This window comes from Amycolatopsis sp. NBC_01286 (assembly GCF_035982555.1).
Lineage (GTDB): Bacteria > Actinomycetota > Actinomycetes > Mycobacteriales > Pseudonocardiaceae > Amycolatopsis.
This window is the reverse complement of the sequence record NZ_CP108428.1, coordinates 7,617,113-7,632,137: the sequence shown is the minus strand read 5'-3', so window position 1 is coordinate 7,632,137 and position 15,025 is coordinate 7,617,113. Positions and strand designations below refer to the sequence as shown.

Genomic DNA, 15,025 nt, shown 5'->3' with positions numbered 1-15,025 from the left:
AATGTGATTGCCACGGAAGTGGCGGATGATCACGGTGCGACGAACCGGACACGGTTTCGGCGAACTTCGGGACCGGCGGCGGTACCGCCCAGTAGTCTCCGCGCTGACCTGGACGTTCTTGACCCTGAGGAGCCGTGGATGACGCTGGCCGGAACGCGCTCGACCAAGCGCGAGCGCTGGGGCTGGTATTTCTACGACTGGGCGAATTCGCCGTTCTATTCGTCGACGACGACGGTGTTCGGCGCGCTCTACATGAGCACGATCGCGGCCGAGGACGCGAAGTCGAACTTCACCCTTAACGGGGACCACGCTTGTGTCGACGCGTCCGGCGCGTCGGACACGCTGCACAACTGCGACGTGAGTTTGTTCGGGCTGCACTTCCCGGCCGGCTCGACGTGGGGTTACCTGCTGTCGGTGGCGACCGTGGTGCAGGTGCTGGTGCTGCCGATCGCGGGTGCGGTGGCCGACCGCAGCCGCAACAAGCGGCGGATCCTGGGCGGGTTCGCGTTCCTGGGCGCGACCGCGGCGGCGGCGATGTTCTTCATGGCCGGGTCGGACTGGCAGCTGGGCGCGGCGCTGTTCATCGTGGCGAACATCGGGTACGGCGGCTCGCTGGTCGTCTACTACTCGTTCCTGGTGGACATCGGCGGGCCGGACGAGCGGGACGACATCTCGGCGAAGGGCTGGGCGTTCGGGTACCTGGGCGGCGGTCTGGCGCTGGCGTTGCAGCTGGGGTTCTACCTCGGCCACGACGCCTTCGGGGTGTCCAAGGGCACCGCGGTGCAGATCTGCTTCCTGACCTCGGGGCTGTGGTGGGCGTTGTTCACCGTTCCCTCGGTGCGGGCGCTCCCCCGCAACCACACGCCGGTGGACGTCGCGCCGGGGACGTCGGTGCTGCGGGCGGGGTTCGGCGAGCTGCGGCGGACGATCGTCTCGGCGAAGGCGTTCCCGCTGACGCTGGCGTTCCTGGGCAGCTACCTGATCTTCACCGACGGGATCACCACGGTGGTGGCGGTCTCGGCGCAGTACGGCAAGGACGAGCTGCGGTTCGGCGACGAAGTGCTGATCATGACGATCCTGGTGATCCAGTTCGTGGCGTACCTGGGTGGCACGCTGCACGGGCTGGTGGCGCGGCGGTACGGGGCGAAGCGGACGATCCTGGGCAGCCTGGTGCTGTGGATCGTGGTGCTGGTCGGGGCGTACTTCATCCAGCCGGGGAAGGTGGTGCAGTTCCTGGCGGTGGCGGTGGGGATCGGGCTTGTGCTGGGCGGGACGAACGCGCTGTCGCGGTCGCTGTTCAGCCAGATGATCCCGCAGGGCAAGGACGCGCAGTACTACTCGCTCTACGTCGTGGGCGAGCGCGGGACGTCGTGGCTGGGGCCGCTGGTGTTCGCGGGGGTCGGGCAGGCGACGGGGTCGTTCCGGCTGGCGATCGTGGCGCTGGTGATCTTCTTCGTGGCCGGCTTGGTGCTGGTCGCGCTGGTCCCGGTGCGGCGCGCGATCGAGGCGGCGGGCAACCGTCCGCCCGAGGTGCTGTAGTCCCCGATAGGGTCGACTGTCGTGACCTCGCTGAACGACCGGGCCTCCGGCCCCGATCCCACGGACGCGCTGTCGTCGGTTCCCGCGGCCGGTTCGCGCCGCGGGACGCCGCCGGTGGGCCGGCTGAAGTTCTGTTACGGGCCGATGGACTGCGGGAAGTCGACGCTGGCGCTGCAGATCGACCACAACCACGCGCGCCAGGGCAGACGGGGGCTGGTGCTGGTGCGCCACGACCGCTCGGGCGCGCCGCAGATCTCCAGCCGGATCGGGTTGAGCCGGCAGGCGGTGGAGGTCGGTGAGGACACCGACGTGCGCGACCTGGTGCGCCAGGAGTGGGCGCGCGGGCAGCACGTGGACTACGTGGTGGTGGACGAGGCGCAGTTCCTCTCCCCCGGACAGGTCGACCAGCTGGCCGAGCTGGCCGACGAGGTCCAGATCGACGTCTACTGCTTCGGGATCGCGACGGATTTCCGGAGCAAGCTGTTCCCGGGAGCCGCACGCCTGTTCGAACTGGCGGACGAGCTGCAGCCGGTCCAGGTGGAGGTCCTGTGCTGGTGCGGGCTGACCGGGCGGTTCAACGCGCGGGTGCTCGACGGCGAGGTTGTGCGCGAAGGCGATACGGTGGTCGTGGCAGATACCGAACAATCCGTAGTTGAAACTTCAGCTTCAGCACGATTTGAGGCCGAAACGGCTACTTTGCGTTATCAGGTATTGTGTCGTCGCCACTTTCGGGCGGGTGACCTGGGGCCCGTTACCGCTCATCACGGTCAGTTACGGTTGACCTGAGAGATGCCCGAGTAGCCCATCCGGGGGATATCAGCACTAAGAAGGCCGTATTGACGTCACGCCGGAGCGCGAAATGCCTCCTACTAGTGGAAGCTGATCCCGGCGGGTGACGCAGCTCATCGTGAGCAACGACATGGTGAACCGGGAATCCCCGGAGACCCTGAGTCGTTGCATAGGGTGAGCACCACCCTGGCTCCACCCCGGAGCTGACTGAAAGGACCCATCATGGCCGACCGTGTTCTTCGTGGAAGCCGGCTGGGAGCGGTCAGCTACGAGACCGACCGCAACCACGACCTCGCCCCGCGACGCACCGTGCGCTACGCCTGCCCCAAGAACCACGAGTTCGAGGTGCCGTTCTCTGACGACGCCGAGATCCCGACGGTGTGGGAATGCCGGCTGCACGGCAGCGAGTCCGAGATCGTCGATGGCGGGCAGCCCGAGCAGAAGAAGGTCAAGCCGCCGCGGACCCACTGGGACATGCTGCTTGAGCGGCGCACCATCCCCGAGCTCGAGGACCTGCTGAACGAACGTCTCGCCGAGCTGAAGGGCCGCCGGACCTCGCGGTCCGCGTGACCTCTTCGGGACTCGGCTCGTAGCCTGCTCCCACCACAACGGAAAGGCCCCCGCGACCTCCCCCCGCGGGGGCCTTTCGCATGCCCGCACACCGGCTGCCGGGGCCCTTCGGCCGTGAGGGGCACCCTCAGGACGTATAAGCCCTGAGGGTGCCCCTCACGGCTAACGGCTGAACGGGCCTTCCAGGGCCGCCCACTGCAGGAGCATGATCGTCTTGGCGTCGGCGATCTCCCCCGTGCCCACCATGGCCAGGGCCTCCTTGAACGGCAGCTCGACCACCTCGATGTCCTCCCCCTCCTCCGCGAGCCCGCCGCCTACGCCACGCTCGGCCGGGCGGTACGGCGCCGCGTAGCAGTGCAGCCGCTCGGTGACCGAGCCCGGGCTCGTGTAGACGTCGAACACGTGCTCCAGCTCACCGATGCGGACGCCGGTCTCCTCCTGCGCCTCGCGGCGGATGGCCGTCTCGGGGTCCTGGTCGTCCAGGAGCCCGGCCGCGGCCTCCAGCAGCATCCCGTCGGGGTGGTCGTTGACGTAGACCGGGTAACGGAACTGCCGGGTCAGCAGCACCGTGGCGCCCTCGAGGTCGTAGAGCAGCACGGTGGCGCCGTTGCCGCGGTCGTAGGTCTCGCGCCGCTCGGTCGTCCGGTGCCCGTCGCCGTGGTCGTAGTCGAACGTCGTGCGGCGCAGCACGTGCCAGCCGGCCGCGAGCAGCTCGACGTCGGTAACGCGCACCCGCGGGTTCCGGTCCAGGTCGCGGCCCGCCCGGTCGAGGCCGGTGCGGCCGCGGTGGTCGGGGACGTCGAGGCCGGGCACGCTTGTCGAAGGGGTCATGCCGCGACCATAATGTGCACGACTCGGAACGAACAAGGAGGATCGTGCATGCTGGTCGGGGAACGTCGCGAGCTGCTGCTGGGCCGGCTGGCCGCCGAGGGCAAGGTGCTGGCCAAAGACGTCGCGGCCGAGCTCGGCGTCTCGGAGGACAGCATCCGCCGTGACCTGCGGGACCTCGCCGCGGCCGGGCTCTGCCAGCGCGTCTACGGCGGGGCGCTGCCCGTCTCCCCCGCCGTCGCCGACTACGCGAGCCGGACGTCGATCGCCGTCGCGGGCAAGGACCGGGTGGCCGCCCTCGCCGCCGGCCTCATCCGGCAGGGGTCGACGGTCATCCTCGACGGCGGGACCACGTCCCTGGCCGTCACTAAGGCGCTGCCCAGAGACCTGGCGGCGACGGTCGTGACGCACAGCCCGACCGTCGCCGCCGCGTTGCTGGACCACGAGGGCATCGAGGTGTTCCTGCTGGGCGGGCGCCTGTTCCGGCACTCCGCGGTCACCTGCGGCGCCGCCGCGGCCGAGGCCGCCCAGGCGATCAGCGCCGACGTCTTCCTGCTCGGCGTCACCGGCGTCCACCCCGAGGCCGGCCTGACCACCGGCGACGCCGAGGAAGCCGCGATGAAGCGGACGCTGGCCCGGCGCGCGGCCGACACGTACGTGCTGGCGAGCGCCGAGAAGCTCGGCGCGGCGTCGCGGTGCGCGGTCTTGCCCTTCACCGACGTCGCCGGAATCATCACCGACGCCGACGAGACCGACCCGAACGTGCGGAAACTTGCAGAACTCGGCGTCGAGCTGCGGCTCACCGGCCACTGAGGGGGAAACCACATGACCGAGCACCGGGTGAAGTTCGCGGCGCTGTTCGACGCCGAGGTCCGGCCGCACAACGAGCGCTTCCGGGCCGCGGCGGCCGTCACCCGCGGCGAGGACGTCCTGGACGTCGGCTGCGGCACCGGCGAGTCGACGCGGGAGGCCGCGCGGGCGTCGGTGACCGGGACCGTCCTCGGCGTCGACGTCTCGGAGGCGGCGATCGCGACCGCCTCAGAACGCGGAGAAGCCACGTTCGCGGTCGCCGACGCGCAAACGCACCCGTTCCCGGCCGCGCGGTTCGACGTCGCGCTCAGCCGGTTCGGCTCGATGTTCTTCCCCGACCCGCCCGCGGCCTTCGCGAACATCGCCCGCGCCCTGCGGCCCGGCGGGCGCGTGGTGCTGCTCGTCTGGCAGGAGCGCGACCGCAACGAGTGGTACTCCGTGCTCCACGACGCCCTGGCCCCCGGTACGACAGCGCCACCCGCCGGATCGCACTTCTCCCTCGGTGACCGGGAGCGCACGCGGGCGCTGCTCGAAGGCGCAGGCTTCACCGGCGTCGAGTTCACCGAAGTGCGCGAGCCGGTCTGCTACGGGCCCGACACCGCGACCGCGGTCGAGTTCACCCTCGGCCTCAAGGACGCGAAGGAGCTGCTCGCCGGGCAGGACGAAGACGCCGCCGTGGATCGGCTGCGCACGGCGTTCACCGCGCGTGAGACCCCCGACGGCGTCTTCCTCGGCTCCGAGGCCTGGATCGTGACGGCGCTCAGCCGCGCTTGAACAGCCGCTTCAGTTGCTGTGTGCGGCGCTGCACGCCCCACGTCGCCACCCGCAGGAACGCCTCGCGGATGATCGAGCCGCTCATCTTCGACTCGCCGATCTCGCGCTCGGTGAACGTGATCGGCACCTCGACGATCTCGAACCCGGCGTCGGCCGTGCGCAGCGTCAGGTCGATCTGGAAGCAGTAGCCGTGCGAGTTGACCTCGTCCAGGGCCAGCTTCTCCAGCACCGGGCGCCGGTACGCGCGGAAGCCGGCGGTGATGTCGCGCACGCGCATCCCCAGCGCGAGCTGCGAGTAGACGTTGGCGCCGCGGGAGAGGATCTGCCGGTTGACCGGCCAGTTCACCACGCTCCCGCCGGGCACGTACCGCGAGCCGATGGCCAGGTCGGCGTCGCCGACCGCGTCCAGCAGCCGCGGCAGGTCCTCCGGCGCGTGCGAGCCGTCGGCGTCCATCTCGACGATGGTGTTGTACTCCCGGGCCAGGCCCCACCGGAACCCGGCGATGTAGGCGGCACCCAGGCCGGACTTCTCCGTCCGGTGGAGCACGTGGACGCGCTCGTTGGCCGCGGCGCGCTCGTCGGCGAGCTCACCGGTCCCGTCCGGGCTGCCGTCGTCCACGACCAGGACGTCCACATCCGGAAGTGCCTTGTGCAGGCGGTCCAGGATCGGCCCGAGGTTCTCCCGCTCGTTGTAGGTCGGGATCACCACCAGCACCGGCTCGATTCCCCGGGCCCCCCGCGGCGCCTGCGACATCCGTGCTCCTCCGATATCCCCGGCGGTCAGTCCGCCGTGTCCCCTGCCGTGCCGGCGCTGCTGCGCCGGGTGCGAAAACGGAGTACGAGCCCGCCGGCCACCCCGGCGATCGCCAGTGCCAGCAACCCGTACTCCGTCCACGCACCGAGTCGATCCGACAGCGTAGTCTGCGTGCGCAGCGGCACGCGCCCGACCAGGGAGTCGGCCGTGAAAAGGCCGGTTGAGCTGGTGATCGTGCCGTCGGGCGCGACGATGGCGCTGACCCCTGAGACGGCGGACACCACGACCGACCGGCTGTGCTCGACCGCCCGCAGCCGCGACATCGCCAGCTGCTGCACGCTCATCTCGCTGTCCCCGTACCAGGCGTTGTTGGTCGGCACGACCAGCAGCTCGGCCCCGTCGCGCACGGCGTCGTGGGCGGGGTAGTCGAACGCGGCCTCGTAGCAGACGAACACCCCGACCTGGGTGCCGGCGACGCCCAGGGTCTGGTTGGCGCCGTCGCCCGGGACCATGTCGACGGTCTCCTGGTCCACGAACGGCGTGACGAGCGCGGCGAGCTTGCGGGCGGGCACGTACTCGCCGAAGGGCACCAGCTGCTGCTTGGCGTAGCGCTGCCCGGGCCCGGTGTTCGGGTCCCAGACGATGACGGAGTTCTGGATGTGCCGGTCCGGCAGCACGTAGAGGGCGCCGATCAGGGCCGGGACGCCGAAGTTCGCGACGAGCTGGTCGACCTGCGGGTCCGGGCCGTTGACGGTGGTGGCGCTCTCCGGCCACAGGATCAGGTCCGGCTTCGGGACCTTCCCGGCGCGGATGGCGTCCAGCAGCCGCTGGCTTTCGGCGATGGTGTTGCGGCGCAGCAGGTCCCGCTCGCCCTGCAGCGCGAGGCCGATGTCCGGGGCGTTGCCCTGCACGGTGGCGATGGTGCGCTCGCCGTCCTGGGCGGCGGTCCCGATGGTCGGCCACAGCGCCAGGCCCGCGACGACGGGCAGCACCGTGCCGACGGCGGCCAGGACGTTGCGCCGGGCGCGCAGTGCGGGCCGGAGCGCGGCACGGGTGTCCCAGAGCCGTCCGGCGAGCGCGGCGAGGCAGAAGCCGCTGAAGACGACGGCGAGGCCGACCAGCGGCGCGCCGCCGATGGAGGCGAGCGGCAGGAACGCGCCTTCGGGCTGGCTGAACGCGACCCGGCCCCACGGGAACCCGCCGAAGGGGAACCACGCGCGCGGCGTCTCCATCGCGATGAAGATCAACGCGCCCCACAGCGGCGCGAGCGGCAGCCGGGCCACCAGCGTGATGAGCCCGCCCGCCAGGCCGTAGTAGAGCGCCAGCGCGCCCGACAGGCCGAGCCACGGCCACGGGCCGAAGTCCGGGCCGAGGAAGTCCAGCAGCCAGGTCAGCAGCGGCAGGAAGAAGACGAGCCCGAACGCGAAGCCGTAGCCGAACGCACCCCGGAAGCTCCGGCCGCGCAGCACGAGCGCGAACCCGGCGAAGGCGAGCGGGGCGAGCCACCACAGCGGGCGCGGCGCGAAGCTCAGGTAATAGGCGAAACCGGACACCAGCGCGCCGACCAGCCGCAGCAGCCACTCTCGCGGGAAGCGCCGGGTTCGGGTGGGTTGGTGCGAAGCGCCCGGTTCGGGGTCCGCGACGGTGACTGCCACAGGTGCTGACTCTAGGTGCCCGGCGTGAAGTCGTCGTAGACGACCTCGCCCGCGCGCACCGTGCGCAGGCAGCGCGGCAGCTCCGCACCGGGCTCGAGGCGCGGCAGCGGCGGCACGCCGGCGCGCGGGTCGGTGGACCAGCGCTGCACCCGGGTGTCCGGGGTGGCGACGACGAGGTCGGTGGCGTCCCAGATCGCGTAGTGCGCCGGCGCGCCCGGGGCCAGGCTCCCGGTGATGCCGTCGTTGACGCCGGCGGCGCGGTGCCCGGCCCGGGTGTGCGCGGTGAACGCGGCGCGCGGTGACAGGCCCGCACCCGGCGTCCGGTGGTAGGCGGCCGCGCGGACGCTCGCCCACGGGTCCAGTGGCGTGACGGGCGCGTCGGAGCCGAAGGCGAGCATGACGCCTTCGGCGGCCAGGGCGGAGAACGGGTTGAGCCCGGCCGCACGGCCGGCGCCCAAGCGTTCGGCGTACATCCCGTCCGTGCCGCCCCACGCGGCGTCGAACAGCGGCTGCATCGAGGCGACGACACCCCAGCCGGCGAGGATCCGGGCCTGCTCGGCCGTGACCATCTCCAGGTGCTCCAGCCGGTGGTGGCTCGCGGCGAGGGCGCGCTGGCCGACCTGCTTCTCGGCCAGGCGGAAGCCTTCGACGACCTCGGCGGTGGCGGCGTCGCCGATGACGTGGAACCCGGCCTGCAGCCCGGCCTCGGTGCACGCGGCGAGGTGCTCGCCGATGCGGTGGGCGTCGAGGTAGAGCGCCCCGGAGCCGTGGTGGTCGGCGTACGGCTCGCTCAGGGCGGCGGTGCGGGAGCCGAGGGCGCCGTCGACGAAGAGGTCGCCGGCCAGGCCGCGCACGCCCAGTTCGCGAGCGGTGTCGACGGCGCCGAGCTCGCCCCAGTAGCCGACGACCTCGGGCGCGTCCGGGCCGGCGAGGGCCAGGAGCGCGGCGAGGTCGTCGCGGCCGGAGATGTCGGGGCCGGCGCACTCGTGGACGCTGACGATGCCCTGTTTCGCGGCTTCGGCAAGGAACGCGCGCTGGGCGCGTTCACGCTGGTCGGGCGTGACGGCGGCGCGCACGGCCGCGCGGACGGCGTGGTGGGCGTCGCGGGTCAGCGGGCCGTCGGGCGACCAGCCGTCGGCGCCGCGGGCGGCCGGGGCCAGCTCGACCAGCGCCGTGGAGACGAGGGCGGAATGGACGTCAACGCGGCTCAGGTAGACCGGGGCGCCGCCGGCGGCGTCGTCGAGTTCGGTGCGGCTGGGCAGCCGCGGGTCGGTCCAGGTGGTCTCGTCCCAGCCGTGGGCCAGCAGGACCTGCCCGGGGACGACGGCGTCGCGGACGGCGGCCAGCAGCCCGGCGCGGTCCCGGACGGCGGTGAGGTCGAGGCCGGTCAGGTGCAGGCCGGTGGCGGTGGCGTGGACGTGCGCGTCGACGAACGCCGGGGCCACGAAGGCGCCGTCGAGGTCGATGGTCTCGGCGCCGGGGTGCAGGGCGCGGGCCGGGCCGTCCTGGCCGGCCCAGACGACGGTGCCGCCGGTGACCGCCATGGCCGTGGCGTCCGGGCCGGCGGGGGTGTAGATGCGTCCGCCGAGCAGGAGCGTGGTGTGTTCGTCCGTCACGCCCTGAGTCTGCTCCGGCCTGCCGACCCCTCCGCCACCTGGGGGAAGATCCGCGAGCATGCAGGAAGATTTACTCCGTGAGAACGTTATGACAGGATATTTTGACGCCTAACCGACGACTGGGAGTACAAGTGACTGCGATCCAGGAACCTGTGACACCTGCCGCCGCCATCGACCAGCCCTACGAGTACGCCCGCGCCGAGCTGGTGGAACCCGACTGGCGCCGCTTCCCCGGCTGGCACGGCGTGACCGACGCGGAGTGGCGTGACGCCCAGTGGCAGCGGGTGCACTGCATCCGCAACGCCAAGCAGCTGCGCGCCCTGATGGGCGACCTGCTGGAGGACCGCTTCTACGACGACCTGGCCGCCGACCAGCGCGAGATGGCGACCATGTCGATGCTGCTGCCGCCGCAGATGATCAACACGATGGCGCCGACGGCGGGCACCGACCCGGCGAAGGTGACCGAGGCGTTCTACCGCGACCCGATCCGCCGCTACATGCTCCCGGTCAAGAGCGACCGCGACACGACGTGGCCGAGCCACCCCCACTCGGAACGCGACTCGCTGCACGAGGCGGAGATGTGGGTCGTCGAAGGCCTCACCCACCGCTACCCGACCAAGGTGCTGGCCGAGATGATCTCGACCTGCCCGCAGTACTGCGGGCACTGCACCCGGATGGACCTCGTCGGCAACTCGACCGAGCAGGTCGAGAAGCACAAGCTGGCCCTCAAGCCGGTCGACCGCCAGGACGCGATGATCGCGTACCTCAAGAAGACCCCGGGCGTGCGCGACGTGGTCGTCTCCGGTGGCGACGTCGCCAACGTGCCGTGGCCGCAGCTCGAGTCGTTCCTCATGCGCCTGATGGACATCGAGACGGTCCGCGACATCCGCCTGGCGACCAAGGCCCTGGCCGCGCTGCCGCAGCACTGGCTGCAGCCGAAGGTCGTCGAAGGCCTGGAGCGCGTCGCCGTCACCGCCCAGCGCCGCGGCGTCAACCTGGCGATCCACACCCACGTCAACCACGCCCAGTCGGTGACCCCGCTGGTCGCGGAGGCCGCGCAGACGGCGCTGAACGTCGGCGTCCGCGACGTCCGCAACCAGGGCGTCCTGATGCGTGGCGTCAACGCGACGCCGGCACAGCTGCTGGACCTGTGCTTCGCACTGCAGGGCGAGGCGAACATCCTGCCGTACTACTTCTACATGTGCGACATGATCCCCAACGCCGAACACTGGCGGGTGTCGGTGCACGAGGCCCAGGAACTGCAGCACGCGATCATGGGCTACCTCCCGGGCTACGCCACCCCGCGCATCGTCTGCGACGTCCCGTACGTCGGGAAGCGCTGGGTGCACCAGCTGGCCGACTACGACCGGGAGCTGGGGATCTCCTACTGGACCAAGAACTACCGCACGGGCATCGAACTGGACGACCCGGAGGCGTTGAACCGCCGTTACCCGTACTACGACCCGATCTCGACCCTGCCGGAGGCGGGCCGGACGTGGTGGGCCGGGCAGGCCGGCTGACGCCGCTCACGCGATCGGGACGCGCGCCGGGCTCGCGGCCAGGTGCGCGACCCGGCGCAGGGTGGGGCGGTCGATGATCTCGCCCAGTGCCGCCATGAAGTGGGGCTCGTCCTCGGGCGCGACCACTACCGCGCACGCCTTCGCCACCATCACCATCAGCGTCAACGAGGTGCCGCCCAGGGAGTAGAAGTCGCTGTCCGGGCCGATGTCGCGCTCGGGCAGGCCCAGTGTTGCGGCCCAGATCGTGGCCAGCGCCGACTCGGTCGGACCCGCCGGTTCGGCCGTGGGGACGTCCGCCGTCGCGAACGGGTCCGGTAGCGCGTGGGCGTCGACCTTGCCGCTGGGGGCGAGCGGGAGGTCGGGCACCGCCACGAACACCGGTGGCACCAGGTGCTTCGGCACCCGGGCGGTCAGGTGGGCCGTGAGGTCGGCCGGTAGCACGTCCCCGGCGCAGACGACGTAGGCGCACGGGACGCGGTCCGTGTCGCCGGGGCGGCTTCTGGCGACCACGGCCGCGCGGCTGATCGCCGGGTGGGTCTCCAGCGCGTGCTCGATCTCCGCGGGTTCGACGCGGTGGCCGAGCACCTTGATCTGGTCGTCGCCGCGGCCGAGGTAGTCCAAGGCGCCCGACGGCAGGACGCGGGCGTGGTCGCCGGTGGCGTACGCGCGGCTGCCGTCGGCCAGGCGCACGAACAGCCGCTCGGTGAGGTCCGGCCGGCCGCGGTAGCCGCGGACGGTCTGCGCGCCGCTCAGGTGGATCGCGCCGACCTCGCCGGCCGGTACGGCGGCGCGCCGGTCGTCGAGCAGGTGCACCGTGACGTTGTCGGCGGGTCGGCCGATCGGGACGGCGGCGCCGACGTCGGTGGTGGGGTCGTACTCGTGGACGACGCAGCCGACGGTGACCTCGGTCGGCCCGTATTCGTTGAGGACGCGGCAGTCCGGCCCGAACGCCGCCCGCGCCGCGGCCGCGGTCCGCACCGCCAGCCGTTCCCCTCCGACGATCGCGAGCCGCACGCCCGGCGCGGTGATCCCGAGCCTGGCGATCAGCTCCAGGTGCGACGGCGTGAGCTTGACCGAGTCGACGCCGCTGTCGCGCAGCATCCGCGTCAGCCCGACGTGGTTGGGCTCCTCGGCGAACACCGCGACACTGCCGCCGGCGAGCAGCGGCAGCAGGATCGCGGTGATCGGCAGGTCGAAGGCCAGCGAGGTGAACAGCGGGAACCGGGTCGCGGGCCCGATCCGGTACTCGCGGATCGCCCACCGCACGTAGTTGACGACGTGCCGGTGCTCGACCTCGACGCCCTTCGGCCGCCCGGTCGACCCGGACGTGTAGATCACGTACGCCAGGTCCTCAGGCGCCACCGGCACTCCCGGAAACGCCGCACGCCGATCGTCCAGGGTGATTCGCGTGCAGCCATCGGGCGTGCACGGCCGGTCGGCGTGGGACGCCGGGAGCAGGCACGCGGCCGCCCCGGCGTCGGCGAGCAGGTCGGCCAGCCACGCGTCCGGGTGATTCGGGTCCAGCGGGAGGTAGGCGGCGCCGGCTTTCAGGACGCCCCAGAGCCCGGCGAGGGTGGCCGCGGTGCGCTCGGCGAGCAGGCCGACGAGGTCGCCCGGCCGCACGCCCCGCTCGACCAGGGTGTGCGCCACGGCGTCCGACCGGGCGTCCAGCTCGGCGTAGGTGAGGGTCGTGTCCCCCTCGACGACGGCGACCGCGCCGGGCGTCCGCTCGACTTGGCGGGCGAACAGGCTCACCAGTGTCTCGTCGACCGCTGGGGTGACCGGGCCGCGCAGCTCGGCCTCGGGCGGGGAAAGCGCCTCCGCGATGCCGTCGAGCAGGGCCTCCGCCCGGTTCGCGAGGCCGTCGACGTCGTCGCCGGAGATGATGATCTCGGTGCGCCCGTCGACCTCGACGATCGTGAGCACCGGCGTGATCAGCAGGCCGCACACCGGCAGCGAGTAGACGGTCGTCGCGGTGAAACCGCCGGCTGTGTAGTCCGCCAGCTCGACCAGGCCCAAGTGGCTCAAGGTGAAGGCGGGCCCGGGTTTGCCCTTGACCGCCATCGTGGTGTCCACAGTGGACAACATGGCGCGCCAGGCCGGGAGCGGCACGCGGTCGAGCAGCCACAGCAGCGCCGGGTGCGGGTAGCCGCTCAGGTGCTGCTCGTCGCCGACCATCCGCAGGAGCGTCTCCTGCGTCCGCTGCCACGTCGAGCCGGGTGGCACGGGCAGGGTCAGCTGTGACGTCAGCGGGCCGGTCGAGAAGCCGTCGGGCAGGTGCCGGCGCAGGTCGACCGGGACGATGAACGTCGCGGGGTCGAGGCCGCACAGCTCCGTCAGCGCCGTCGCGATCTTGGCCACCGCGGCCGGGTGCCGGCCGTCGACCGTGCGCCGCCGGAAGAAGTGCCCCCGCGCGGCCAGCGGGGCGCGCCCGCGCAACGGCGGCGGGGCCGTGGGCTTGGCCGGTCCGGGCCCGGGGCGGGGACCGAGCAGGTGCTGGACGTCGCGCATCGTCGTGCGCGCGTCGGGGCCCGTCGGGGCTTCGCCGCGCAGGGCGCGGAAGACCTCGCCCGCCCAGAGCAGCGCGCCCTTGCCGTCCATCAGGGAGTGGTGGACGCGGAACACGACGGCCGGGCGCGCGCCGGTGAGCAGGACGACCTCGCTCATCGGCTCACCGCCGGCTCCGGTCAGTGGCCGCTCCAGGGCCGGCTCGCCCGCGAACGTCACGCGGTCGACGCGGTCGCCGTCGAGGGTGCGGACGGCCGGGGCGCGGCCGCTGTCGAGCCACCGGCCGCCGCGGCGGGTCAGCCGCGATCCGTGGCAGGTGCGGGCCGCGCGTCCGACGGCGTCGGCCAGTGCCGCCGGGGCCAGGCTTCCGGTGCCCTCGACCACGACCTGGATGCACATCGGCGCGGCCGGCGGCGTGGCGAGCAGGAATCGCTCGGAGAAGAAGATCCGCTCGGTCACCGGTGGGTTCCTTCCGGGGCGGCCGGCAGCTCGCCGAGCCAGGTCCGCACGGCCTCGGCCGTCGCCGCGACGTCGCGGCTGCTCAGGGAGAAGTGGTCACCGGCCAAGGTGATCTCGTCGTGCGCGACCGGCCAGCGCGTGTGCCACTCCTCGTCGGCCAGCGGTTCCAGCTCGAGCGGCCCGGCCAGCGCGTCGGTGGGCCGCAGGACCAGGGTCGGCGCGGCGAGCGGGCTCGGCCGCCAGCCCTGCAGCATCAGCGTGTACACCGAGGACGCGGTGATCTTCTCGAAATCGAGGTCGCTCGCGTCCGGCATGGCCGCGTACTGGTGGCTGAGGAACCGCAGCATCCGCGACGGCACTTCGTCGGGCACGTAGGTGTCGACCAGGACGACGGCCGCCGGGATCGTGCCCGCCCGTTCCAGCTCGGCCGCGACGGCGGCGGCCAGCACCCCGCCCGACGACATCCCGAACAGCGCGAACGGCTTTCCGCCGGCGCACCGGAGCGTCGCCTCGGCGAGCGCGGCCACCAGCACGTCGAACCCGGCGGCAAGGGGCTCGCCCGATGCGTACCCGGGTGTGACGACCAGCGAAAGGTCGCTGACGCCCCGCAGTTCGTTGGCGAGCCTGCTGAAGTTCAGCACGGCGTCCATCGCCGCCAGCGGCGCGAAGCAAATCAGGTGCGGGCCTTCGTCGCCCTCGGCCAGCCGGACGATCCGCGTCCCGCCGTCGAACTCGGCCGCACTGTCGAAAGTGGACCGTGCGGCGGCCGCGGTGGCGCCCAGCAGCTCCATCTCCCGGCCCTTGCCCTGCTGCAGCAGGGTCCGGTAGATGTCGCCGAACGTGGGCCCGCCGGACACCGGGGCCTCTGCGGTGTCCACCCGGGACACCAGCAGGTCCGCCAGGGCGGTGGCGTTTTCGAGGTCGTAGACGACGGTGGCGGGCAGCCGCTGGCCGGTCGCGGTGGCGAGCCGGTTGCGCAGGCCCACCGCCGTCAGCGAGTCGAACCCCAGCTCCCGGAACGGCCGGTCCGCGTCGATCGCCTCCACCGAGCGGTAGCCCAGTTCGGCCGCGGCTTCGGTGCGGACGAGCTCGACCAGCACCGCGAGCCGGCCGGCCCGGTCCCGCCCGGCCAGCCGGGTGGCGAGGCCGGTCCCGGCCGCGGCGGCCGTCGCGGTGCGGCGGACGCGCCCGACCAGGCCGCGC

The 15,025-nt window shown here is 72.4% G+C and carries 11 protein-coding genes and 1 pseudogene; 6 read left to right on the top strand and 6 right to left on the bottom strand.

Annotated features, from left to right (window positions below; genetic code table 11):
• Nucleotides 1-138: 138 nt before the first annotated feature.
• The 3 genes from OG570_RS35450 to OG570_RS35440 all read left to right on the top strand — a co-directional run bounded on the left by OG570_RS35450 (nucleotide 139) and on the right by OG570_RS35440 (nucleotide 2,898).
• Nucleotides 139-1,539, top strand: coding sequence for an MFS transporter (locus tag OG570_RS35450; RefSeq protein WP_326953269.1), 1,401 nt, complete (start codon nucleotides 139-141; stop codon nucleotides 1,537-1,539).
• A 21-nt stretch (nucleotides 1,540-1,560) separates the two neighbouring features.
• Nucleotides 1,561-2,325 (top strand): thymidine kinase, encoded by a 765-nt coding sequence (locus OG570_RS35445; RefSeq protein WP_247051822.1) that lies wholly within the window; start codon nucleotides 1,561-1,563, stop codon nucleotides 2,323-2,325.
• A gap of 225 nt (nucleotides 2,326-2,550) precedes the next feature.
• A complete protein-coding gene (locus tag OG570_RS35440; protein WP_003081521.1) occupies nucleotides 2,551-2,898 on the top strand; it encodes an RNA polymerase-binding protein RbpA in 348 nt (115 codons plus the stop codon).
• Nucleotides 2,899-3,060: 162 nt separating this feature from the next.
• Here the strand turns inward: OG570_RS35440 and OG570_RS35435 are convergent, their stop codons facing one another.
• Nucleotides 3,061-3,729, bottom strand: coding sequence for an NUDIX domain-containing protein (locus tag OG570_RS35435; protein ID WP_326953268.1), 669 nt, complete (start codon nucleotides 3,727-3,729; stop codon nucleotides 3,061-3,063).
• 48 nt (nucleotides 3,730-3,777) lie between these two features.
• Here OG570_RS35435 and OG570_RS35430 point away from each other — a divergent pair, with 48 nt between their 5' ends.
• Entirely contained in the window at nucleotides 3,778-4,539 is a 762-nt protein-coding gene (locus tag OG570_RS35430) for a DeoR/GlpR family DNA-binding transcription regulator (protein WP_326953267.1), read from the top strand.
• Between the two features lie 12 nt (nucleotides 4,540-4,551).
• Complete coding sequence (locus OG570_RS35425) at nucleotides 4,552-5,310, top strand: class I SAM-dependent methyltransferase (RefSeq protein ID WP_326953266.1); 759 nt, start codon at nucleotides 4,552-4,554, stop codon at nucleotides 5,308-5,310.
• On the opposite strand, the gene OG570_RS35420 is transcribed toward OG570_RS35425, so the two are convergent.
• The 3 genes from OG570_RS35420 to OG570_RS35410 are packed head-to-tail and all read right to left on the bottom strand — an operon-like array spanning nucleotide 5,297 to nucleotide 9,335.
• Complete coding sequence (locus OG570_RS35420) at nucleotides 5,297-6,064, bottom strand: polyprenol monophosphomannose synthase (protein WP_326949648.1); 768 nt, start codon at nucleotides 6,062-6,064, stop codon at nucleotides 5,297-5,299. The genes OG570_RS35425 and OG570_RS35420 overlap by 14 nt on opposite strands.
• A gap of 26 nt (nucleotides 6,065-6,090) precedes the next feature.
• Complete coding sequence (lnt, locus tag OG570_RS35415; RefSeq protein ID WP_326953265.1) at nucleotides 6,091-7,719, bottom strand: apolipoprotein N-acyltransferase; 1,629 nt, start codon at nucleotides 7,717-7,719, stop codon at nucleotides 6,091-6,093.
• A gap of 11 nt (nucleotides 7,720-7,730) precedes the next feature.
• Nucleotides 7,731-9,335, bottom strand: coding sequence for an amidohydrolase (locus OG570_RS35410; RefSeq protein WP_326953264.1), 1,605 nt, complete (start codon nucleotides 9,333-9,335; stop codon nucleotides 7,731-7,733).
• A gap of 131 nt (nucleotides 9,336-9,466) precedes the next feature.
• Here OG570_RS35410 and OG570_RS35405 point away from each other — a divergent pair, with 131 nt between their 5' ends.
• On the top strand, nucleotides 9,467-10,855 hold the full coding sequence (locus OG570_RS35405) for a KamA family radical SAM protein (protein ID WP_247051829.1): 1,389 nt from the start codon (nucleotides 9,467-9,469) through the stop codon (nucleotides 10,853-10,855).
• Between the two features lie 6 nt (nucleotides 10,856-10,861).
• On the opposite strand, the gene OG570_RS35400 is transcribed toward OG570_RS35405, so the two are convergent.
• Nucleotides 10,862-13,822 carry a non-ribosomal peptide synthetase gene (locus tag OG570_RS35400; RefSeq protein WP_326953263.1) on the bottom strand — a complete coding sequence of 987 codons (2,961 nt, stop codon included), beginning with the start codon at nucleotides 13,820-13,822 and terminating at the stop codon, nucleotides 10,862-10,864.
• A pseudogene (locus tag OG570_RS48445) lies at nucleotides 13,819-14,898 on the bottom strand (thioesterase domain-containing protein); the annotation flags it as partial. The gene OG570_RS35400 and the pseudogene OG570_RS48445, both read right to left, overlap by 4 nt.
• Between the last annotated feature and the right edge of the window lie 127 nt (nucleotides 14,899-15,025).